At 69.6% G+C, this 18,339-nt stretch carries 20 protein-coding genes, 1 tRNA gene and 1 pseudogene; 18 read left to right on the top strand and 4 right to left on the bottom strand.

Features of this window, described 5'->3' with window-relative positions:
* Positions 1 to 44 precede the first annotated feature (44 nt).
* Genes E1H18_RS23695 through E1H18_RS23670 form a run of 6 tightly spaced genes read left to right on the top strand, consistent with a single transcriptional unit; the run spans position 45 to position 4,429 of the window.
* Positions 45 to 554 carry a histidine phosphatase family protein gene (locus tag E1H18_RS23695; RefSeq protein ID WP_172273829.1) on the top strand — a complete coding sequence of 170 codons (510 nt, stop codon included), beginning with the start codon at positions 45 to 47 and terminating at the stop codon, positions 552 to 554.
* Positions 551 to 895, top strand: coding sequence for a DUF952 domain-containing protein (locus tag E1H18_RS23690; RefSeq protein WP_172273826.1), 345 nt, complete (start codon positions 551 to 553; stop codon positions 893 to 895). The genes E1H18_RS23695 and E1H18_RS23690 overlap by 4 nt, the downstream gene beginning before the upstream one ends.
* The gene (locus E1H18_RS23685; protein WP_172273823.1) at positions 892 to 1,950 is read left to right on the top strand and encodes a quinone-dependent dihydroorotate dehydrogenase; all 1,059 of its coding nucleotides are present in this window, start codon (positions 892 to 894) and stop codon (positions 1,948 to 1,950) included. Before E1H18_RS23690 ends, E1H18_RS23685 begins: the two co-directional genes overlap by 4 nt.
* Complete coding sequence (locus E1H18_RS23680) at positions 1,947 to 2,696, top strand: TVP38/TMEM64 family protein (RefSeq protein ID WP_172273820.1); 750 nt, start codon at positions 1,947 to 1,949, stop codon at positions 2,694 to 2,696. Before E1H18_RS23685 ends, E1H18_RS23680 begins: the two co-directional genes overlap by 4 nt.
* A 9-nt stretch (positions 2,697 to 2,705) precedes the next feature.
* On the top strand, positions 2,706 to 4,196 hold the full coding sequence (locus E1H18_RS23675) for a sensor histidine kinase (protein WP_172273817.1): 1,491 nt from the start codon (positions 2,706 to 2,708) through the stop codon (positions 4,194 to 4,196).
* Positions 4,197 to 4,210: 14 nt separating this feature from the next.
* Positions 4,211 to 4,429: a hypothetical protein gene (locus E1H18_RS23670; protein ID WP_172273815.1), complete on the top strand. Its 219-nt coding sequence runs from the start codon at positions 4,211 to 4,213 to the stop codon at positions 4,427 to 4,429.
* Here E1H18_RS23670 and ggt read toward each other — a convergent pair.
* Entirely contained in the window at positions 4,426 to 6,171 is a 1,746-nt protein-coding gene (gene ggt, locus E1H18_RS23665) for a gamma-glutamyltransferase (protein WP_172273813.1), read from the bottom strand. The two genes, E1H18_RS23670 and ggt, sit on opposite strands and share 4 nt — an antisense overlap.
* 233 nt (positions 6,172 to 6,404) lie before the next feature.
* On the opposite strand from ggt, the gene E1H18_RS23660 reads away from it, so the two are divergent.
* The 4 genes from E1H18_RS23660 (at position 6,405) to E1H18_RS23645 (ending at position 8,834) form a co-directional block, all read left to right on the top strand.
* Positions 6,405 to 6,481 (top strand) — tRNA-Arg (locus E1H18_RS23660).
* A gap of 277 nt (positions 6,482 to 6,758) precedes the next feature.
* Complete coding sequence (locus E1H18_RS23655; protein ID WP_172273810.1) at positions 6,759 to 7,058, top strand: hypothetical protein; 300 nt, start codon at positions 6,759 to 6,761, stop codon at positions 7,056 to 7,058.
* An 80-nt stretch (positions 7,059 to 7,138) separates the two neighbouring features.
* Complete coding sequence (locus E1H18_RS23650) at positions 7,139 to 8,083, top strand: HipA domain-containing protein (protein WP_172273807.1); 945 nt, start codon at positions 7,139 to 7,141, stop codon at positions 8,081 to 8,083.
* A gap of 1 nt (position 8,084) precedes the next feature.
* Positions 8,085 to 8,834 carry an HIRAN domain-containing protein gene (locus E1H18_RS23645; protein WP_172273804.1) on the top strand — a complete coding sequence of 250 codons (750 nt, stop codon included), beginning with the start codon at positions 8,085 to 8,087 and terminating at the stop codon, positions 8,832 to 8,834.
* A gap of 68 nt (positions 8,835 to 8,902) precedes the next feature.
* Here the strand turns inward: E1H18_RS23645 and E1H18_RS27000 are convergent, their stop codons facing one another.
* The gene (locus E1H18_RS27000) at positions 8,903 to 10,918 is read right to left on the bottom strand and encodes a hypothetical protein (RefSeq protein WP_172273801.1); all 2,016 of its coding nucleotides are present in this window, start codon (positions 10,916 to 10,918) and stop codon (positions 8,903 to 8,905) included.
* A 495-nt stretch (positions 10,919 to 11,413) separates the two neighbouring features.
* Here E1H18_RS27000 and E1H18_RS23635 point away from each other — a divergent pair, with 495 nt between their 5' ends.
* Positions 11,414 to 13,486 (top strand): ParB N-terminal domain-containing protein, encoded by a 2,073-nt coding sequence (locus E1H18_RS23635; RefSeq protein ID WP_172273798.1) that lies wholly within the window; start codon positions 11,414 to 11,416, stop codon positions 13,484 to 13,486.
* A gap of 97 nt (positions 13,487 to 13,583) precedes the next feature.
* Here E1H18_RS23635 and E1H18_RS23630 read toward each other — a convergent pair whose 3' ends face one another.
* Positions 13,584 to 13,964 carry a DUF736 domain-containing protein gene (locus tag E1H18_RS23630; protein WP_172273795.1) on the bottom strand — a complete coding sequence of 127 codons (381 nt, stop codon included), beginning with the start codon at positions 13,962 to 13,964 and terminating at the stop codon, positions 13,584 to 13,586.
* A 238-nt stretch (positions 13,965 to 14,202) separates the two neighbouring features.
* Between E1H18_RS23630 and E1H18_RS23625 the strand changes: the two genes are divergently transcribed.
* Positions 14,203 to 14,517, top strand: coding sequence for a DUF736 domain-containing protein (locus E1H18_RS23625; RefSeq protein WP_172273792.1), 315 nt, complete (start codon positions 14,203 to 14,205; stop codon positions 14,515 to 14,517).
* 46 nt (positions 14,518 to 14,563) lie between these two features.
* On the opposite strand, the gene E1H18_RS23620 is transcribed toward E1H18_RS23625, so the two are convergent.
* Positions 14,564 to 14,965 (bottom strand): helix-turn-helix domain-containing protein, encoded by a 402-nt coding sequence (locus E1H18_RS23620; RefSeq protein ID WP_206679128.1) that lies wholly within the window; start codon positions 14,963 to 14,965, stop codon positions 14,564 to 14,566.
* A 297-nt stretch (positions 14,966 to 15,262) separates the two neighbouring features.
* On the opposite strand from E1H18_RS23620, the gene E1H18_RS23615 reads away from it, so the two are divergent.
* The 6 genes and pseudogenes from E1H18_RS23615 to E1H18_RS23595 all read left to right on the top strand — a co-directional run.
* Positions 15,263 to 15,625 carry a DUF736 domain-containing protein gene (locus tag E1H18_RS23615; RefSeq protein WP_172273786.1) on the top strand — a complete coding sequence of 121 codons (363 nt, stop codon included), beginning with the start codon at positions 15,263 to 15,265 and terminating at the stop codon, positions 15,623 to 15,625.
* 113 nt (positions 15,626 to 15,738) lie between these two features.
* Entirely contained in the window at positions 15,739 to 16,005 is a 267-nt protein-coding gene (locus tag E1H18_RS23610) for a DNA -binding domain-containing protein (protein ID WP_172273783.1), read from the top strand.
* 108 nt (positions 16,006 to 16,113) lie between these two features.
* Positions 16,114 to 16,314 (top strand): transcriptional regulator domain-containing protein, encoded by a 201-nt coding sequence (locus E1H18_RS27435; RefSeq protein ID WP_370526583.1) that lies wholly within the window; start codon positions 16,114 to 16,116, stop codon positions 16,312 to 16,314.
* Positions 16,247 to 16,876, top strand: a complete 630-nt coding sequence (locus tag E1H18_RS23605; protein WP_172273780.1) for a DUF2285 domain-containing protein — start codon at positions 16,247 to 16,249, stop codon at positions 16,874 to 16,876. Before E1H18_RS27435 ends, E1H18_RS23605 begins: the two co-directional genes overlap by 68 nt.
* A 241-nt stretch (positions 16,877 to 17,117) precedes the next feature.
* Positions 17,118 to 17,390: an AlpA family transcriptional regulator gene (locus E1H18_RS23600; RefSeq protein ID WP_172273777.1), complete on the top strand. Its 273-nt coding sequence runs from the start codon at positions 17,118 to 17,120 to the stop codon at positions 17,388 to 17,390.
* 2 nt (positions 17,391 to 17,392) lie between these two features.
* A pseudogene (locus tag E1H18_RS23595) lies at positions 17,393 to 18,211 on the top strand (replication initiator protein A); the annotation flags it as partial.
* Between the last annotated feature and the right edge of the window lie 128 nt (positions 18,212 to 18,339).

The raw sequence follows: 18,339 nt of genomic DNA, 5'->3' as shown, positions 1-18,339 counted from the left end.
CAACCCGACTTCCTGATGGCGCGTGGGACGGCTATGGAGGGCGCATGGACCGACTGATCCTGATGCGCCACGGCAAGGCCGAGCGGCACGCCCAAAGCGGCGGCGATTTCGAGCGGGCGCTGGCCGACAGCGGTCGCGCCGACGCGGCCGTCATGGGGCGGGTGCTGGCCGGGCTGGGCTACACGCCCGACCTGATGCTGGTCTCCTCGGCGCGCCGCACGCGGCAGACCGCCGACGAGGTCGCCGCCAGCTTCCCGCAGGCCAGGCTGGAGCACCTGCGCGACCTCTATCACGCCGATCCGGAGGAGATCGCCCAGGCGATCGAGGATCACGACCCCGACGGCACGGTGATGATTGTCGGCCACAATCCGGGCATGCACGAACTGGCCCTGCGCCTGGCGGTGCAGGCCGGCGCGACGCCGATCCAGATCAACAAGCTGCGCGGCCGCTTCCCGACCTCGACGGTCGTGACCTTCGTCTGGCGCGGGGAAAGCGCCCCGGTGCTGGAACACATTCTCTTCGTGAGCGAAAACGGCGGAGCCGGCGGCGAATGACCCTGATCTACAAGATCCTGTCCCGCGCCGAGTGGGACGCCGCCAAGGCGGCCGGCCGGTTCGAGGGTTCGGCCGTCGATCATCAGGACGGCTACATTCACCTGTCGGCCCACGATCAGGCCCAGGAAACCGCCGCCAAGTATTTCAAGGACCAGGCCGACCTCGTCCTGCTGGGCGTGGAGGCCGAGGGCCTGGGCGAGGCTCTGAAGTGGGAAGCCTCGCGCGGCGGAGCCCTGTTCCCACACCTCTATCGCCCCCTGCTGGTCGGCGAAGTGCTGACCCAAGACGATCTGACCCTGGACGCCGACGGCGTGCCCCAACTGAGCGACCATCTCGCATGAGCCTTCACGACGTCGCCGCCCGGGTCCTGCACGCCTTCGATCCCGAGGACGCGCACGGCTGGGCCATCCGCGGCCTGAAGTGGGGTCTGGGTCCGCGCGAGGGCGGGCCGGACGATCCGATCCTGGCGATCCGCCTGGCGGGCCTTGATCTGCCCAACTGCGTGGGCTTGGCCGCTGGCTTCGACAAGAACGCCGAGGTTCCGGACGCCATGCTGGCCGCCGGCTTCGGCTTCGTCGAGGCGGGCACCGTCACGCCCTTGGCCCAGGCGGGCAATCCGCGCCCGCGCCTGTTCCGCCTGACCGAAGACCAGGCGGTGATCAACCGCATGGGCTTCAACAATGGCGGCCTCGAGCCCTTCGTCCAGCGACTTTCGGCCCGCAAGGACAAAGGCGGCGTCGTCGGCGCCAATATCGGGGCCAACAAGGACGCCGGCGACCGCATCCAGGACTACGTCACCGGCCTGTCGCGCCTGTGGGGCCTGTCGGACTATTTCACCGCCAACATCTCCTCGCCCAACACGCCGGGCCTGCGCGCCCTGCAGACCAAGGCGGCGCTGGAGGAGTTGCTTGGGCGGATCTCCGAGACCCGCGAAGCCCTGAAGATCGCCTCGGGCCGCGACTATCCGATCTTCCTGAAGGTCGCCCCCGACCTGGAGGACGGCGAGGTCGAGGCCATCGTCGAGGCCGTGGTCGGGGCGGGCCTGGACGCCATCATCGTCAGCAACACCACCATCGCCCGCCCCGACAGCCTGAAGTCGGCGCGGAAGGGCGAGGGCGGCGGCCTGTCAGGTGCGCCGCTGCTGGACGCCTCGACGGCGGTGCTGGCCCGCTTCCACGCCGCCGCGGCCGGCCGCGTGGCCCTGATCGGGGCGGGCGGGATCGCCGACGGCGCCGGGGCCTATGCCAAGATCCGCGCCGGCGCTCGCGCCGTGCAGCTCTATTCGGCCCTGGTCTATGGCGGTCCTGGCCTGGTCACCCGCATCAAGCGCGACCTGGCCGCCCGCCTGCGGGCCGACGGCTTTGCGGCGGTCGAGGACGCGGTCGGCCAGAAATGACCCGTGACAAGGCCCTGCTGCTGCTCCGCCGCTTCGGGCCGCTCGCGGTCATCGTGGTCCTGTTCGCGGTGGTTCTGGCCAGCGGCCTGACCGAGCACCTGTCCCTGCACGAACTGCGGGCCCGCGGCGCCGAGCTGCAGGCCTTCGCCGCCGAAAAGCCGCTGCAGTGCCTGGCGATCTATCTGGCGCTCTATGTCGGCCTGGTGGCGGTGTCGCTGCCCGGCGCCCTGATCATGTCGCTGAGCGCCGGCTTCCTGTTTGGCCCCATCGCCGGCGGCTTCGCGGCCGTGACCGGGGCCACCGGCGGTTCAACCGTCACCTATCTGGTGTTCCGCACCGCCTTCGGCGACTCTCTGCGGCGCAAGCCCAGCGCGTTCCTGACCCGCGCCGAGGCGGGCTTCAAGCAGGACGCCTTCGCCTACCTTCTGACTCTGCGTCTGATCCCGGCCTTTCCGCTGCTGATCGTCAATATCGCCTCGGGGGTGATGAACCTCCGCATCCGGACCTTCCTGCCGGCCTCTTTCTTAGGCATGGCGCCCAGTTCGTTCGTCTATGCCGGCATCGGCGCGGGGCTGGGCCATATTTTCGCGAGGGGCGGCGACGTCAGCATCGAGACCCTCTTGTCGCCGCGGATCTATCTTCCGATCATCGGCATGGGCGTTCTGGCCTTTCTGCCGCCGTTGTGGCGCCATTGGCGCAAAGGGCGCAACGCTGCGCCCTTGCCGATGCCCTTGGACGAGAAGTAGCCGCCCCGGATGGTCGAAACGGTTTCGCCGCCCGTGATTGACACCGCCCCGCCTCGGAGACGCTTTCCGTGGCCCGGCGGCCTGTCGGCGCGTCTGCTGCTGTTCACCGCCATCGTCGTGGCGTTTGGCGGCCTGCTGATCGTACCGCCGACCCTGGCGGCCTATGAGGAGCAGTGGCTGTTGGACCGCGTGCGGGCTGGCGAATTGGCCTCGACCATCGCCGAGTCCGATCCCGAGCTGCGGGTCAGCGACGCGGTCGCCAACCAGATGTTCGACCAGGCCGGCGCCGTCACCGTCGCCGTCCAGGCCGACGGCGCGCGCCGCCTGGTGCTGCCGCCCAAGGAGCCGTTCAAGGTCCCGTACCTCGTCGACCTGCGCCGCCAGAACCCCGGCTCGTGGCTGGCCGCCCCGTTCTTCACCCTGACCAGCCCCAAGGGCAGCATGGTTCGCGTGATGGCCGAGCCGCGCTACCGCAAGGCCGAGTTCGTCGAGGTGGTGCTTCCCGACGCGCCGCTGAAGGCTCAGCTGGTCAGCTATTTCTGGCGTCTGGCCGGCGTCACCGTCTTCGTCGCCGCGCTGGCGGGCCTGTTCGTCTACGCCTTCCTGAACATCTTCCTGGTCCGTCCGATGCAGCGCATCACCCGGGCCATGGAAGCCTTCCGCGGCGACCCCGACGATCCGGCCGCCCGCATCGTGGTGTCCAAGCGCCGCGACGAGATCGGCCGCGCCGAGGCCGAACTGGACCGCATGCAGGCCGACCTGCTGGCCGCCCTGTCGTCCAAGGCCCGCCTGGCGGCCCTGGGCGAGGCGGTGGCCAAGATCAATCACGACCTGCGCAACATGCTGACCAGCGCCCAGATGGCGTCGGACCGCCTGGCCGCCCTGGGCGACCCCAAGGTGGCCCAGGCCTTGCCGCGTCTGGAACGGGCTCTGGACCGCGCCATTACCCTGGCCTCGGACGTCATGGCCTATGGCAAGTCCAAGGAGCCGGCGCCGGTGGTCCGCATCACGCCGCTGCGCCCCGCGCTGGAGATGGCCGCCGAGGACGCTGGCTTGACGCCGCAAGGCGTGGCGCTGGAGACGGTCATCGACCCGCGCGCCCAGGTCCAGGCCGACCCGGACCAGCTGCACCGCATCCTCACCAATCTGTTCCGCAACGCCCGCGAGGCCATCGAGGGCGCGCCGGACCGCGGCGGCAAGGGCAAGGTGTTCGTCGAGCTGCGTCGCGCCGACGGCCACAGCATCCTGCGGCTGTCGGACGACGGCCCCGGCGTGCCCGAGCGGGCGCGGGCCAATCTCTTCCAGCCCTTCGTCGGCTCGGCCCGGCGCGGCGGCACCGGTCTGGGCCTGGCCATCGCCCGTGAGCTGGCCCAGGGTCACGGCGGAGACCTGACCCTGGTGGAAACCGGACCGGGCGGTTCGGTGTTCGATCTTAACCTGGCCGGCGTTCCCGAGGCGCTGCCGGAAGCCGGTGATCAGGCGGACGCGCCCGCCGAATAACCCAGGAGGCGCTGATGACCACGACCTGGACCATCGCCGTGAAGCTCGGCGCCTCGCCCGACAGCCTGCCGATCCACGAGATCACCGTCGAGGCCCCCGACGCCTCGGCCGCGCTGCGACGCGTCGCCGCGATGGTCGCGGTCGAGGAAGCCGCCGCCGCCGACCTGCTGCAGGACGGCCAGGAGGAGGTCTTCTCCCGCGCCGAGGTCGAGGCGGGCCTGGACGGCCTCTAGAGGCCCTTGGCGACGCCTTCGCGGCGAGGGTCGGCTCCGCCCTCCAGCACGCCGTTCGGACGCACGATGACGCCGTGCAGGCCCGAGGTCTCCAGCTGGCCGACCCGCACCTTCACGCCGCGCTTGTTCAACGCGTCCAGCATGGCGGGACCGAAGCGGTCGGCGTCGCCCGAGAAGTTCTCGCCGCGCGCCACCAGGTTGGGAAGCGACACCGCCTCCTGCATGTTCAGGCCCCAGTAGAACAGGCCGACCATGGCTTTGAGGTTGTAGGACAGGATGGCGTTGCCGCCCGGCGAGCCGACGGCGGCCAGGAACTTGCCCTTCTTGTCCAGAACGATCAGCGGGGCCATCGACGAGCGCGGTCGCTTGCCCGCCGCGATGGCGTTGGCGGCCGGGGCGCCGTCCTTCTCGGTCGGGGTGAACGAGAAGTCGGTCAGCTGGTTGTTGAGGAAGAAGCCGCCCACCATCCGGCCGTTGCCGAAGATGCTCTCTACCGTGGTGGTCATTGACACCACGTTGCCCTGCGGATCGGCCACGACCAGGTGAGTGGTGCCGCCCGGCTCCTGGGTCAGGTCGACCCCGACCTTGGGCGCGCCTTTGGGGTGGCCGAACGGCGGCGGCGCGCCGGCGGTGTCGGTGATCAGCTTGGCGCGCTGGGCGACGTATTTGGGATCCAGCAGGCCGGCGACCGGCACGGTGACGAAGTCCGGGTCGCCGACATAGCGGTCGCGGTCGGCGTACATGACGCGCTCGGCCTGGGCCAGCTGGGTCCAGGCGACCGGATCGGTCGGGCCGCGCTTGCCGATGTCGGTGTGCTCCAGCATCTGCAGCGCCTGGATGATCGCCAGACCCGACGATTGAGGATTGGGCACGCAGACCTGATAGACCTTCCACGGACGGCACAGGGCGGCCGCTTCGCGCGGCTTGTAGGTCTTGAGGTCTTCCAGGCTGATGCTGCCCGGCAGCTCGCCCTCGTGGACGCGGTCGACGATGGCCTGGGCGATCGGACCTTCGTACAGGGCGGACGGACCCTCGGCCGCAAGCCGGCGCAGGGTTTCCGCATAGGCCGGGTTCTTCAGCACGTCGCCGGCCTGGTAGCGGGTCCCGTCGGGCTTGGTGAAGTACTTGACCGCGTCGGGCTGGCCGGCCTGGGGCGAGCGGCCGTTGATCATGCCGGCCAGGCGCGGGCTGACCGTGAAGCCGTCGGCGGCCAGGGTCTCGGCGTCCTTGAAGAGGGTGTTCCAGGGCGACTTGCCGTGCGCCTTCTGGGCATGGGCCAGCATGGCCACCGCGCCGGGCACGCCGGTCGAGCGGCCCGACAGCAGGGCGGTCACGAACGGCAGCGGCTTGCCGTCCGCGCCCATGAACATGTCCGGCCCCGCGCCGTTTGGGGCCTTCTCGCGGCCGTCATAGGCGGTCACCTTGCCGGTCTTGGCGTCGTAGAACACCATGAACGCGCCGCCGCCCAGGCCCGAGCTCTGCGGCTCGACCAGGCTCAGCACCGCCTGGATGGCGACGGCGGCATCGACCGCCGAGCCGCCGTCGCGCAGCACCCGCAGGCCCGCCTCGACGGCCAGCGGATTGGCCGCCGCGACCATGCCCTTCGCCGTCGTCGAGGCTGAGACCGGCTTTGCGGGCGTCGGGGCCAGCGGGATCGACTCGGCCTGCGCGGCGACCGGGGCCAGCAGCGCCAGGGTCAGCAGGGAGGGGGCGAGCAGGGAAGGCGACAGAAGACGACGCATACGGGATCCTCGTGCACGGCGGAACGACCTGCCCGTCGCTCCGTAAATGAGAGGGTTCATGGACACCAATCATGCCGGACTGTCACGCTCAGATCCTCTGAAGGCGGCTTAACCAGGGTGGGCTGCTCCATGATCGAACGGCGTTGCGCGAAGTTTTCCACACTTTCCGAAAAACCGGGCTTGCGTCCCCGAAATGTACGGGCTATTTCCCCCGCCTCGCCGCAAGGCAGTGCGCGCCCGTAGCTCAGCTGGATAGAGCATCAGACTACGAATCTGAGGGTCGGACGTTCGAATCGTTCCGGGCGCGCCATTTTCTCCAATAAAATCAATTAGTTGGCCCGCTTGGCGGGGGCGACCCCTGACTGCGCGCGCGTTTAGTCAGGGGTTTAGTCAGGGGCGACGATCCTGTACGCGCCGTCTCGCCGCAACCGCCTCGGCTTCGCCATCGCCCGACGGTCATTCTCCACGCGCCGGAGCGCGCTGAAGCGGCCAACATTCCGATTCGGAGCGTGCGGCGGCGAACGTTCGGATTTGACGTGTGAAGTGGGCAAGGTGTCTCTCTCCCTTCGCCTCCTTCCGGATTTCCGATGGCCGAACTCGTCTATGACCCGCAGGTTCTGTCCCCGGGCGAGCGCTATTACCGTCTGATCGTAGGCACGAACCCGTCCACCGGGGCTATCCTGGCCGACCTCGACATGGACCTGATTGCGCCCGCCGCTGAGGATACGGCGCCGTTGGCGTTCAGCGGATTCCAGCTTCCCGCCCGTGACGCGCTCTTCCAGGCGCAGTCGCGAGCCACCGAGAACGGCGTGGGGAAAATCCTAGTCGTCGACCCCTTTGGGCTTCTTTCATTGGTGCCCCCCGGTCGCTACGGTCGCAGGTGGTGATCTTCCGCGCCCACCCGCAAGACGTGTCCGCCGCCGGCCTCGCGGTTGCGAGACTCGTCCATGACCTCTAACTGCAGCCCATGGCCGTCGAGCACCGCCTTCCCCAACCGGCCAACGAGGTCGTGTCCATCGCCGGCTGGCTGCCGGACGAGGACTTCCCGTTCGGACCGCAAGGGGCCAAGCCCAAGCGCATCGTCATTTGTCCGACGCCCGCACCGCACCCCTACCTGATCCCGGGCCACCGCTACGTCTTCAAGGAGCCGGCCGGCAGCAAGGCCCAGCAGATCTGGTCGGAGGTCATCGCCTACGAGCTGGCGCGAGGCCTCGGCGTGCCGGTGCCGCCGGCTTTCGTCGCCTACGACCCGGTGGACGATAGCCCTGGGGTGCTCATCGAGTTCTTCTTCGGAGGGGAGTGGCCCCCGCTGCGCTTCGTCCACGCGATCGAGCGCTTCCAGGGCCTTGGCATCCCCGTCGATCTTCGCCGGGGCAGCCTGCACGACAATGTCCAGCTCACCCGCAAGCACCAGGTGCCCGACTGGAAAGACTGGTGGAGCCGCACGATCGCCTTCGACGCCTTGATCGGAAACACCGACCGGCACTCGGAGAACTGGGGCTTCCTGGTGGACCAGTCCGTCCCGGGCGAGGCCAAGTACGCGCTCGCGCCGGCCTTCGACAACGGCACTAGCCTCGGGTTTCTCATCCGCGAGCAGGAACTGGCGCGATACGCCAACCCGAGGAAACTCGGCGAGTTCATCGCGCGTGGAAGACACCACTTCGGATGGCTGTCGGGCAACGACGCCAGTGCGCAACACGTTGCGCTCTGCGAGCAGTACGTGCGCGTCTACGGAGCCTCTGGCGGCGCGATGCGGAACGTGATTCAGTTACGAGATTCGCGGATTGAGAGCGTGGTCGATTGGGCGGCCCAGTTCGACTTCCCCGTCCCGTTCTCGCAGGCCCGCGGCGAATTCGTCGTCGCACAAGTCAAGACGCGCCGAGACAATATCGCTGCGGCGATCGGAGCCTGAGATGGAGCATTGGATCGAGCATATCGGAGAGCCCAACAGGCTCATCCTGGCTTGGCAGGCTCCTGTCGAGCAAAAGGACCGCGTGCGCTGGGCCGTTGGCGAGCTGAGCCGGGCGGGGTCCGGCGGAACGTTCCGCTATTTCGATGGGGCGGAGTTCGCCGAGCTCAACGGCGGGCGTACGCGCGACGACCTGCGCGCCTGCGGATATTTCGGCTATCCGGCCTTTGATGTCGCCGAGCAGGGCGTGTTCGCCAACGGGGTGATGGACGCCTTCATGCGCCGACTGCCGCCGCGGGGACGCTCGGATTTCTCGCGCTACCTCGAGCATTTCCGGGTCAGGCCGACCTCCAACTTCAGCGACTTCGCCTTGCTCGGCCTGACCGAGGCCCGACTTCCCGGTGACGGCTTCTCGCTCATCGATCCCCTCGACGCTGACGAGGTCGAGCGTGACCTTGTCTTCGAGATCGCCGGTCACCGCCATAACGTTGGATGCCGCGAGCGTCTTATCGAAGGCGGCGAGCTTGGTCTCGTCCCCGATCCGACCAATGAGCACGATCCCAACGCCATCCGTCTCGAAGCGAACGGCGAACTCATCGGGCACGTCAATCGCCTGCAGGCGACGGTCGTCGGGCAGTGGCTTCGCTCGCGCCAAGTCCAGGCTTGGCTGCTGCGGCTGAACGGGACGCCCGAGAAGCCTCGCGCCTTCGCATTCCTACGCGTTCGGCCGCTCCAGGGCCAAAGGGCCGCCTAAGGCTTGCTGGCCGCATTTGGCCAGTTGTCCGCGCTTCCACGGCTTAACGGGCCACATGCGGCCAATTGCTAGGCCCAAACCTGGTTCAGGACCTGCGCGGCCAGCGCCGCCTTGTCCTGCGGCAGGAAGCGGCCGTAGTGCTCGGCGATCGTGTCCGGCGTGTCCTGGATCGCGTAGCTGGCCTGCTCATAGGAGCCCGTCTGCTTTAGGACATGGGTGGCTAGAACATCGCGAACATTGTGCGGGCCATGCGGCAGCAGGCCTTCGATCGCGCCTCGCCCTGTATAGGGGTTGAAGATCCCGTAGCGCTGGATGGCCAGGCGCCAGGCCTCATAGAAGGTATTCTGGTCGTATTCGGCGACCTTGCTCTTGGCCTTCATGGTCTTAATGAAGAAGACGCCGGGATCGGGCGCGCCCCGGAGCAGGACGGGGCGATCGCGGGCGATATAGCCCTCAATCTCGGCGTAGAGACCGCCGAGGTCTGGCAGGGCCAGCCGAAAAGGGTTCTTGCGGAAATAGGACGAACCCGCGTTCTTGAAGGCCGCAGCAGGGATCAGGACCTCCCAGGCGTTGTCGCGCGCGTTCCAGCGCAGCTCGCCGCGCTTAAGCGCCTCCAGCTGACGCTCTGGCGTCGGCGCCCTGTCCTTTGGGCAAGTCAGGAGCTGGCGCAGGTTCTTCTGGCGAAGGCCCAGGTGCAGGCCGAGCCGAAGCATCAGGAAGGCCCGCGTCGCCTCGGCGGACGCCGTCGGATAGAGCCGGCTATCTGGCCGCCGCCTGAGGATTTCCTCGGTGATCTTGCGATACTCGCCCACAGGGCTGTCGGCCTCGAGGATCGGGAGAATGGGCTCGAACGGATCGCGGTGGATTCGCGCGACCCGGGCGACCTCCTTGGCGCGTAGGAGAAGGTGCCGGTGCTGGGCATCGCAGGCGTTGTCCCAGTCTTCCGACGCCGCCCGGACATCCGCCGCCGACACCAAGCCCTCGATCGGGCGCAGCCGATCGGCCAGTCGTGGCGTCTGGCGCAGCCATCCCGTCTCGCGGCGACTGAGCGAGGCTCCCACCGTCAGCATCTCGGTTTCCCACTGGGTGAAGAAGCCGCGGCGTCCTTCGCGCCATTCCAGGTACCAATCCCAAACCGCCGGGAGGACGAGCAGGCCGAAGCTGACGCTTTCGACCGGCGCGCCGTATCCTCGCACCGCGCCCTCGGGACACGCGGCAAGCGCGCCCATCATGAGGCCCAGGTGCTCCATCTTCTGCGCCGCAGTCTCGCTGTTCCAGACGCCGTTGCGCCGGCGGCCCCGTGAGGTGAGCGTAGCAGTCTTGAAGGCCAGGAGATCGCTGGCTTCCTCGTCGAGCTGGGCGGGGGCAGGCGCCGCGCCCAGTGGGCGGCCGATCCGCCGGTGACCAGGATCGGCCAGGCGCTCTTCCAGCGGTGAGCCCGCCGCCAATTCGGTGGCGCCGCCCTGGCCTGAGAATTGGAAGGCGAACCGCTGTTTCATCGCTTCGGACTGGTAGCGCCGGTAGTCGGTGTGGCCGGACAGGATCACCGACCGAACCCAGGCTTCGATCTCCTGACGCTTTGAAAGTGGGAGTTGGGCGAAGTCGTCGGGCAGATGCCAGGCCATCCGACGCCGTTCGGACATGGGCAGAGGCAAGCAGGCCTCGGTGGTGATGTAGCGGCCTGGATGAGGGAGCTTGTCCTGGAAGTAGCCGGCCGGCAGTTTCCAGCGGCGTTCAAGCGCGGCCAGGATGCGCAGCGACGCCGCGCCGCGCGGGGCCTTGGCGCCCCGCCGCCAAGCCGTGAACGTGGTCGTTTCGATCGTCTCGCCGCGTTCGCACGCCGCGCGCCGCAGGCCGTAGCCAGTGTCGCCGTGCCGGCGCATGTGCAGGTCCAGCGCTTGGCTGAAGGTCGGCGGGTCCTCCCATTCGTCCCACAGCGCCTTCGGGTAGGCGATGACGGGGCGAGCCGGATATCCGGTTTTACGCCTCTGCGGTTTTACGCCTTCACTTGTCTGGTTGGCGCTTGGTTGGCTGGAGGCACGCTTTTGGGCCGCCTTGCGCGGCGGCTTTGATTTGTTGGTCATTTCACTGGGATCACGCGCGGAACGGTTCGTCCGCCGCGGCTAGACGCGCCAAGGGGCCATTTTCCCTGGCGTGGGCGAGAGGCTTTCGCCAGCCGCTTTCGCGCCTGGCATTCGCACGGGCCGGAGAGCAGCCGGCGGTCACGCTCGGTCCCGCGACTTTCGCCGCTCCCTCGGGCGCGACCCTCGCGGGCGCCTTCGGGCGCCGCCGGCCGCTCGACGCCGCCTCCCGCCCGCGCGGTGCGCGGGCTCCTGTACAGGCTTCATTGTCATGAGCGCCCGTCTTGCGGGCGCGCAGGACTTGGGGCTCCGCCCCTAGCGCACTTCGGATCGGCTTCCGCCCAGCTTCGGGCGCGACCCTCCGCCACGCCAGATCGTGCCCCGACGCCCTGCAGCCGGGTCCCCGCGAAGCCGCCCCTCCGTTTGCACCCCCGGTCTCGCCGACGGGCAAGGCCGCAGGCGCGCCTTGCGCCTGCGACCAGCCCTAAGGAGGCAGACATGACCCGACAAGCCCAGACCGCCCCCGCCACCAGCAAGGCCGAGCGACCCGTGATCCAGACCGGCGAGGTCCTGGAGATCGCCCTCGACAAGCTCAAGGCCTCGCCGCGCAACGTCCGGCGCGTGAGCCACACCGCCCAGGACATCGAGGCCCGCGCGGCCAGCATCCGCTACAAGGGCCTGCTCCAGCCCCTGGTGGTCGAGCCGGAGGTGAAGGAGAGCGGCGAAGCCAGCGGCTACTACCTCGTCACCATCGGCGAAGGCCGCCGCCAAGCCCTGCGGCTGCTGGCCAAGCGCAAGCTGCTGAGCAAGCACGAGCCGGTGCGCTGCGTGGTCGATACCCTGAACGACCCCGGCGAGATTTCCCTCGACGAGAACACCTCGCGCCGCGACATGCACCCGGCCGACCAGTTCGAGGCCTGGAAGGACCTCGCCGAGCGCAAGGGCTACAGCGCCGAGGAGATCGCCGCCCGGTCGGGCGTCTCGCCCCAGGCCGTGCGCCAGCGCCTGCGCATGGGCGCCGTCGCTCCGGCCTTGCTCGACATCTACCGCGAGGGCGGCTTGACGCTGGAGCAGGTCATGGCCTTCGCGGTCAGCCCCGACCCCGACCGGCAGATGCAGGTCTACGCCCAGCTCGCACCGCACCAGCGCCAGACCTACGCCATTCGCCGGGCGATGACCGAGGCGAAGGTCCCGGCCGACGATCCCCGCGTCCGCTTCGTCGGCGTCGACGCCTATGTCGCGGCGGGCGGCGCCTTCCTCGTCGACCTCTTCACCGAGGCGGGCGAGGGCTGGCTGGAGGACGTCTCCCTGCTCGACCGTCTCGTCGCCGAGAAGCTTCAGGCCGAGGCGGTCGCGCTCCGCGAGGCCGAGGGCTGGAAATGGACGGCGGCCTATCTGGCCTACCCCTACGACCACGGCTGCAGCCGCATCTGGGAACGCGCGCTGCCCCGTGCGCCCGAGGAAGAGGCCCAGCGCTCGGCGCTCTATGCCGAACGCGACAGCCTGATCGAGCGCTATCCCGATCTCGCCGACCTGCCCGAGGCGGCGCAAGCGCGCCTCGCTGAGATCGACGTTCAGCTCGACGCCCTGGCCGAGACCTACGGCTTCGATCTGCAGGAGAAGGCGCGCGCCGGCGCCTTCGTGGTCCTCGGCGGTGACGGCGAGACGCGGGTTGAGCGCGGCTATGTACGGCCGGAGGACGAGCCCCCGGCCGAGATTGAGGCGCCGGATGCGATGGGCCCGGACCCCGGCGAGGACGACGACACCGAACAGGACGGCGAGGACGACGAGCGGAGCGAGATCGAGGAACCGCTGGGGGAGGCCAACGCGCCGATCTCGCCGCGCATCCGCGCCGACCTCACCGCCCATCGCAGCACCGCCCTGCGCTACGCCCTGGCGCAGGACCCCGACCTCGCCCTGGTGGCCCTGACCCACGCCTTGTTGCTGAGGGTGTTCCGGGGCGTCGGCGGCTATGCCTCGTGCCTCGACATCCGGCTTGGCTCGCGCAACCTCGCCGCCGACGGCGAGGGGGTCGAGGACGCCCCTGCCGCGCGCGCCAACGCCGAGCGCCATGAGATGTGGGCGCGGCAGATGCCCGACGACCCCGAGGCCTACTGGGACTTCGTGGTTGGCCTCGACGCCGACAGCCGCATGGGCCTGATGGCCCACTGCGTCAGTCTCAGCCTCGACGCCGTGCGTGGCTGGGACAATCGGCCGATGGCCTGGAAGCATGCCGACCGGTTGGCGAGCGCCCTTGACCTCGACATGAGCGACTGGTGGTCGCCGACCGCCGCTCGCTATCTTGGCGCCGTCACCAAGGCGCAGATCGTTGATGCGGTCGCCGAGGGGGTGTCCGCCGAGGCGGGCGAGCGCCTCGCCGGTCTCAAGAAGACCGAGATGGTCGAGGCCGCCGAGCCCCAGCTGATCGCGGCGCGGTGGCTCCCGGCCTGCCTGCGCACGCCCGGTCGCGCCCTGCCGTGGCTGAACGCCGGGGCGGGCGAGGCCCAGGCCATGCCCGGAGCAGTATCCGGGTCGGCGCTCGAGCCTGAGGCGGCGGACGTGGCGGCCTGATCGGGTCTGGGGGCGGACGCTATCCGCCCCCAGCAGGTTTGACGTCGGCGCGGCCGATCCTTTCGGGATCGGCCGCGTCTTCGTGTGGTCGAAGGGCTCAAGACGGGAGGGACGCCCCGTCCGTGGCGCCCCTTGGGCGTCGGCCGGCCTTGGCGGCGCTGCGCGACCAGACCAGGGTGCGCACGCCGCCGATGACCGCCAGGGCGGCGTTGACCGGCTCGCCGAAGCCGGTGTCGCCCGCGTCATCGACAATTCGCCGTCGCCCCTGCCGGGCTTCCGCCAGGCCGCGCGCGCGTCCGCACCCTCGGCCGACACCCGGTAGTCGGGACAGCGAGCGCCGTGTCGCAGGCGGCGATGCGGGCGGTCCTGTCGGCGAGGCTGGGGTGCGGATGGCCCCCGAAAACGAACCGTCGGCGTTGGCGGTGAAGGTGCCGATCGTAGCGTTCGAAGTCTCCCGCCCGCCTCCAGGGGCGTCCATCCGCGATCTCTCATGGCCCGATCTGACCGGGGCCGGAGGCCCGGCAACCTCGTCTTTCGATTTTCCTCCCCTGGCGGCGCGCCGCCATTCCTCGCGAGGCAAGAAACCCGACGTCGTCGGTCCTTCGGCAAGCCTTCGGGCGCGCACGGCGCGCTGCCGGTCCCCTGTCTTCCCCGGTCCAAAGGATCGCCATCGAGGTCGCGATGGTCGCGGCCCGAAGACGACAAGGAAGACTCCAATGGCTACGATCGGCACCTTCACCGCCAACGCCGACGGTTCGTTTTCGGGGGCCATCCGCACCCTGACCCTCAACGTCAAGAACGTCCGCATCCAGCCCGTCGAGAAGACCGGCGAGCGCAGTCCCGACTACCGGGTGTCGGCCAACGGCGCGGATCTGGGCGCAGCCTGGAAGAAGACCTCCAAGGACAACAACGAGTACCTGTCGATGAAGCTGGACGACATCAGCTTCGGCGAGCCGGTCAACGCCGCCTTGGTGGTCATCGACGGCGTGCACACCCTCGTCTGGTCGCGCAGCGCCGCCAAGGCCGACTGACGCCTAAGGGACGCCCCGCAAGGGGCGTCCCGCTCGCTTCTGGCCTTTAGTCCACGGCGTTTGGCTCGTCGGGCAGGAAGGCTTTCACCACGGCCAGAACCTTGCGGCGCATGACCGGCGAAAGCCGCGCCATGGCCGTGGCCAGTTGCGCGCCTTCGCGGCTGGACATCAGGGCCGCCACAATATCCGCCGGGCAGCCAGGCTCCGGTCCGGTCGGATCCAGGCCCTCGAACAGCCAGCCGACCGGCCGGCCCAGAAAACCGCAAAGCCGGAAAAGCGCCGAAGCGGATATCCGGTTGGCCCCGCTCTCGTACTTCTGGACCTGCTGGGCCGAGACGCCGATCGACTGGCCCAGGGTCTCCTGCGAGCAGCCCTTCAGCGTGCGGGCCAGGCGGAGGCGGCCGCCGACATGGACGTCGACGGGATGCGGGGCGGGGAACGGCTGCAAGGGGGGCTCCGGGACGGCGACGGCCGGCGCCGTCGGGGTGCATTGACGCGCCAGCCCCCGCGCATCCCTGGTTCGTACGGATCCCTCCATGCCGGCGCGTCTTCGCCAGGGCGCGCCAGCGCCTGTCTTTGCCGCACGCGGATGGCGAGCCCCTTGAGGTCCGGCCGCGCGGCCAACATCGTCGCAGTGTCGTCCGATCCGCTCGGGCGGCCTTGCGCTCCCTACCGGAACGCAGCGGCGGCGCGCGCCTCCCCCACCTGGCCCCCGCGTCGCCGCACCCCGCCCAAAGGAGGCTCCATGACCACCATCGGCTACTTCCGGCGCGACGGCCAAACCTTCGTCGGCCGCCTTTCCACCCTGCAGATCGACGCGGCCGTGAGGCTCGTGCCGATCGATCGGCTCTCGCCCCGCGCCCCGGCCTTCCGGGCCTACGTCGGCGACAACGAATGCGGCGCGGCCTGGCGCCCGCTCGACCCGGCCAGCGGCGCGATCCTCAACGTAGAGCTCGACGACCCGACCTGGTCCGAACCGGTCAACGCCCGGCTGATGGCGGGCGAGGAGCCCCATCCTCTGGTCTGGATCCGCCAGAAGGCCGATCGGGCGCCGGAGCGCGCGGGCGACAAGCCGGCCGACGACACCAGGCCGCGCCCACCGACCTGACCGAGCGCTTGGAGGCGCGAGGGGTGATGCCACGAACGCATCGCCCGATCCGTCTTCGACGTCGCCCCCCGACCCGCGCGATCCTCTAGGATCTCCGGCGGGGGAGGAACACCATGAGCCACGGCGACCTGCGCGACACGCCGATCGACGACCCAGAAGTCACGCCCTACGACCAGGCCCACCTGCTGGTCTATCTGCGCCTGCTGGACGCCGCCGCCGCCCACGCCGACTGGCGCGAGGCGGCGGCCATCATCCTGGAGCTCGACGTAGCGGTCGACCCTGGACGGGCCCGCCGCATCCACGACATTCACCTCGACCGCGCCCGCTGGATGGCCCGCGCCGGCTACAAGCATCTCTTGAAGGGAAGATCCCAAGGGTGATGCCGCCACGGCATCGGGCGATCGCGGGACCGATGCTTCCCGCCGCGTCCGTGCACGGAAAGAACCGACCGTCAGCTCAATCTAGGGTGAGCTTCGTCGGAGGTTCTCATGTCGCCAGACACCTCTCGGTGGCGGTCCGCTGAAGCCTATGGCTACGTCGACAACCTGTCCGGGGCGGATCTGGCCTGGGAATATCTTCGTCGCAACCCAGATTATCAGAACGACTTCCAGACCGCGAGCCGTGGGCGAGACGCCCAGCGTCTCGACGCACGCTGGGGGCTGCGATTTCCCCGTCGATCCATCGCTTGAAGCCGACCGCGCGCAGGTGTGGTGGCGTCCCGAAGTCGACGCCGAACTGATCGAACTGCAGGCAACCTCTCATGATGCCGTCGCCTCGGGCGCGACCCCAGGGTGGCGCCTCCTGGCGACCGACCTCGACGCGGCAGGACGCGCGCGCTGGTCGTCTGGACACGGCCAGCAGATCCGCCTGGCCCTGCGCGGCGAGCATCCCGATCCGCGTCGCCCCCTGGAAGCAGTCGTCCCGCTCGACGCGGCGACGCCCGCCCGCCTTCGCGCCCTGGACCGGCTGGCGCGCCATCTCGAAGGCCGCAAACCGCCGCCCGATCCGATCACGCGCCAGCGTCGACGGCGGATGGCCGCCATGCTGCGGGCGCTCGACGCCCGCGCCAGCGGCGCGGTCTATCGCGAGATCGCCTCTGTCCTGTTCGGCGCTGCTCGCGTCGCGGCCGAGCCCTGGAAGACCTCATCGATACGCGACGCGACCCTGAGGCTGGTGCGCGATGGCGGGGCGATGGCCCAGGGCGGCTACCTGTCCCTGCTGGGCGCGGCAAGGGTTTTGGGCGACCGATAGGGACGGCCGAGCTGTCCGAAATTTGTAGGCATATTTCGGACATGGGCTTCCGGCGGGCGTGGGCTCGCCCGTACCGACCGGGCGCCAATGCGGGCATACCCACCTTGAAGCGGCCCTCGGCCCGGGGGGCGTTTCTCAGGCCGCCGCCTTCGCACTCCCTGGCCCGGCCGCGGCTTCGCCAGCTTCCCCTGGTCCGCGCACGGCCATCCGGTCCCGCGCCTCAAGACCAGGGAGACCGCCAATGCCCGCCTCGCCGATCCCGGGCGTGCCACGCTTCGTGCGCACCCAGCAGGCCGCCGCCTATCTGGGCCTGTCGCACCGCACCCTCGAGAAGCACCGGACCTACGGGACCGGCCCGGCTTACCGGAAGCTGGGTGGGCGGGTCCTCTACGCCATCGACGACCTGCAGGCCTGGGCCGATCGCGGCGCGCGGGTCTCCACGACCGATACCGGCGTCGGCGAGGTCCTGCCGGCCAAGCGCCATCCGCTCGCGCCCCTCGCGGACCAGGCCTGACCATGGCCAAGACCCCTCTGTTCGACCCCCAGGCTGACGGGCGGCTCGATCCCTTCATCGTCGTCGCCGGGGACGCGCGGCCCCGCGACCAGCGCGACCTCATGGAGCGGCCGTTCTTCTCGCTGTCGAAGTCGCGCCGCGTGAGCCCCATCCTCTATCGGGCCGGCGGGATCGAGGTCTGCGTCCACGGCCTGCCCGAACACGGCATGGCCACCATCTGGGACGCCGACGTGCTGATCTGGGCCGCCTCGCAGATCGTCGAGGCGGAGGATCGCGGCCTTCGCACCTCGCGCCGGCTGCGCTTCACGCCCTTCCAGCTCCTGACCGGCGTCGGCCGTGCGACCGGCGCGACCGAGTATCGCCTCTTCAAGGCCGCCTTACGCCGGCTGCAGTCGACGGTCGTGGCGACCACCATTCGGCAGGGCGAACACTGGCGCGGCCAGCAGTTCTCATGGATCAACGAGTGGGAGGAACGCAGCAGCCGCGCCGGCCGGGTCGAGGGCGTCGAGATCGTCCTGCCCGACTGGTTCTATCGCGGCGTCGTCGACCGCTCGCTCGTCCTGAGCATCGACCCGCACTATTTCCGGCTGACCGGCGGGATCGAGCGCTGGCTCTACCGCGTGGCGCGCAAGCACGCGGGCCGCCAGGTGGGCGGCTGGGTGTTCGAGCTGGCTCACCTCCACCACAAGTCCGGCAGCCTGGCCCGCCCCTCCGACTTCGCTCTCGACATCCGCCGTATCGTTCGCCGTCAGCCGTTGCCGGGCTACCGCCTGATGTTGGAGCGCGCGCAGGGGAAAGAGCGCCTGCGGATCCTGCCTCTGGTCGTCGAGATCGCGCTCGACCGGCCTGTGGAGGGGCACGGGATATCAGGCGCACCGGCTATCGTGACATCGGGCGCAGCGCTATCGGGAGATCAGGCGCACGGAACGCTCGAAAGACCTTGTCCTGC

Origin of the sequence: Caulobacter sp. RHG1 (assembly GCF_013181195.1) — a bacterium.
Lineage (GTDB): Bacteria > Pseudomonadota > Alphaproteobacteria > Caulobacterales > Caulobacteraceae > Caulobacter.
Note: the sequence above shows the minus strand (reverse complement) of the source record. Positions and strands in the feature narration are given on the sequence as shown.

What these genes read in the sequence shown, in the direction of transcription:
- E1H18_RS23695 (WP_172273829.1), top strand. Translation starts at nt 45, where the DNA reads ATGGACCGACTGATCCTGATGCGCCACGGCAAGGCCGAGCGGCACGCC.
- E1H18_RS23690 (WP_172273826.1), top strand. Translation starts at nt 551, where the DNA reads ATGACCCTGATCTACAAGATCCTGTCCCGCGCCGAGTGGGACGCCGCC.
- E1H18_RS23685 (WP_172273823.1), top strand. Translation starts at nt 892, where the DNA reads ATGAGCCTTCACGACGTCGCCGCCCGGGTCCTGCACGCCTTCGATCCC.
- E1H18_RS23680 (WP_172273820.1), top strand. Translation starts at nt 1,947, where the DNA reads ATGACCCGTGACAAGGCCCTGCTGCTGCTCCGCCGCTTCGGGCCGCTC.
- E1H18_RS23675 (WP_172273817.1), top strand. Translation starts at nt 2,706, where the DNA reads ATGGTCGAAACGGTTTCGCCGCCCGTGATTGACACCGCCCCGCCTCGG.
- E1H18_RS23670 (WP_172273815.1), top strand. Translation starts at nt 4,211, where the DNA reads ATGACCACGACCTGGACCATCGCCGTGAAGCTCGGCGCCTCGCCCGAC.
- ggt (WP_172273813.1), bottom strand. Translation starts at nt 6,171, where the DNA reads ATGCGTCGTCTTCTGTCGCCTTCCCTGCTCGCCCCCTCCCTGCTGACC.
- E1H18_RS23655 (WP_172273810.1), top strand. Translation starts at nt 6,759, where the DNA reads ATGGCCGAACTCGTCTATGACCCGCAGGTTCTGTCCCCGGGCGAGCGC.
- E1H18_RS23650 (WP_172273807.1), top strand. Translation starts at nt 7,139, where the DNA reads ATGGCCGTCGAGCACCGCCTTCCCCAACCGGCCAACGAGGTCGTGTCC.
- E1H18_RS23645 (WP_172273804.1), top strand. Translation starts at nt 8,085, where the DNA reads ATGGAGCATTGGATCGAGCATATCGGAGAGCCCAACAGGCTCATCCTG.
- E1H18_RS27000 (WP_172273801.1), bottom strand. Translation starts at nt 10,918, where the DNA reads ATGACCAACAAATCAAAGCCGCCGCGCAAGGCGGCCCAAAAGCGTGCC.
- E1H18_RS23635 (WP_172273798.1), top strand. Translation starts at nt 11,414, where the DNA reads ATGACCCGACAAGCCCAGACCGCCCCCGCCACCAGCAAGGCCGAGCGA.
- E1H18_RS23630 (WP_172273795.1), bottom strand. Translation starts at nt 13,964, where the DNA reads ATGGACGCCCCTGGAGGCGGGCGGGAGACTTCGAACGCTACGATCGGC.
- E1H18_RS23625 (WP_172273792.1), top strand. Translation starts at nt 14,203, where the DNA reads ATGGCTACGATCGGCACCTTCACCGCCAACGCCGACGGTTCGTTTTCG.
- E1H18_RS23615 (WP_172273786.1), top strand. Translation starts at nt 15,263, where the DNA reads ATGACCACCATCGGCTACTTCCGGCGCGACGGCCAAACCTTCGTCGGC.
- E1H18_RS23610 (WP_172273783.1), top strand. Translation starts at nt 15,739, where the DNA reads ATGAGCCACGGCGACCTGCGCGACACGCCGATCGACGACCCAGAAGTC.
- E1H18_RS27435 (WP_370526583.1), top strand. Translation starts at nt 16,114, where the DNA reads ATGTCGCCAGACACCTCTCGGTGGCGGTCCGCTGAAGCCTATGGCTAC.
- E1H18_RS23600 (WP_172273777.1), top strand. Translation starts at nt 17,118, where the DNA reads ATGCCCGCCTCGCCGATCCCGGGCGTGCCACGCTTCGTGCGCACCCAG.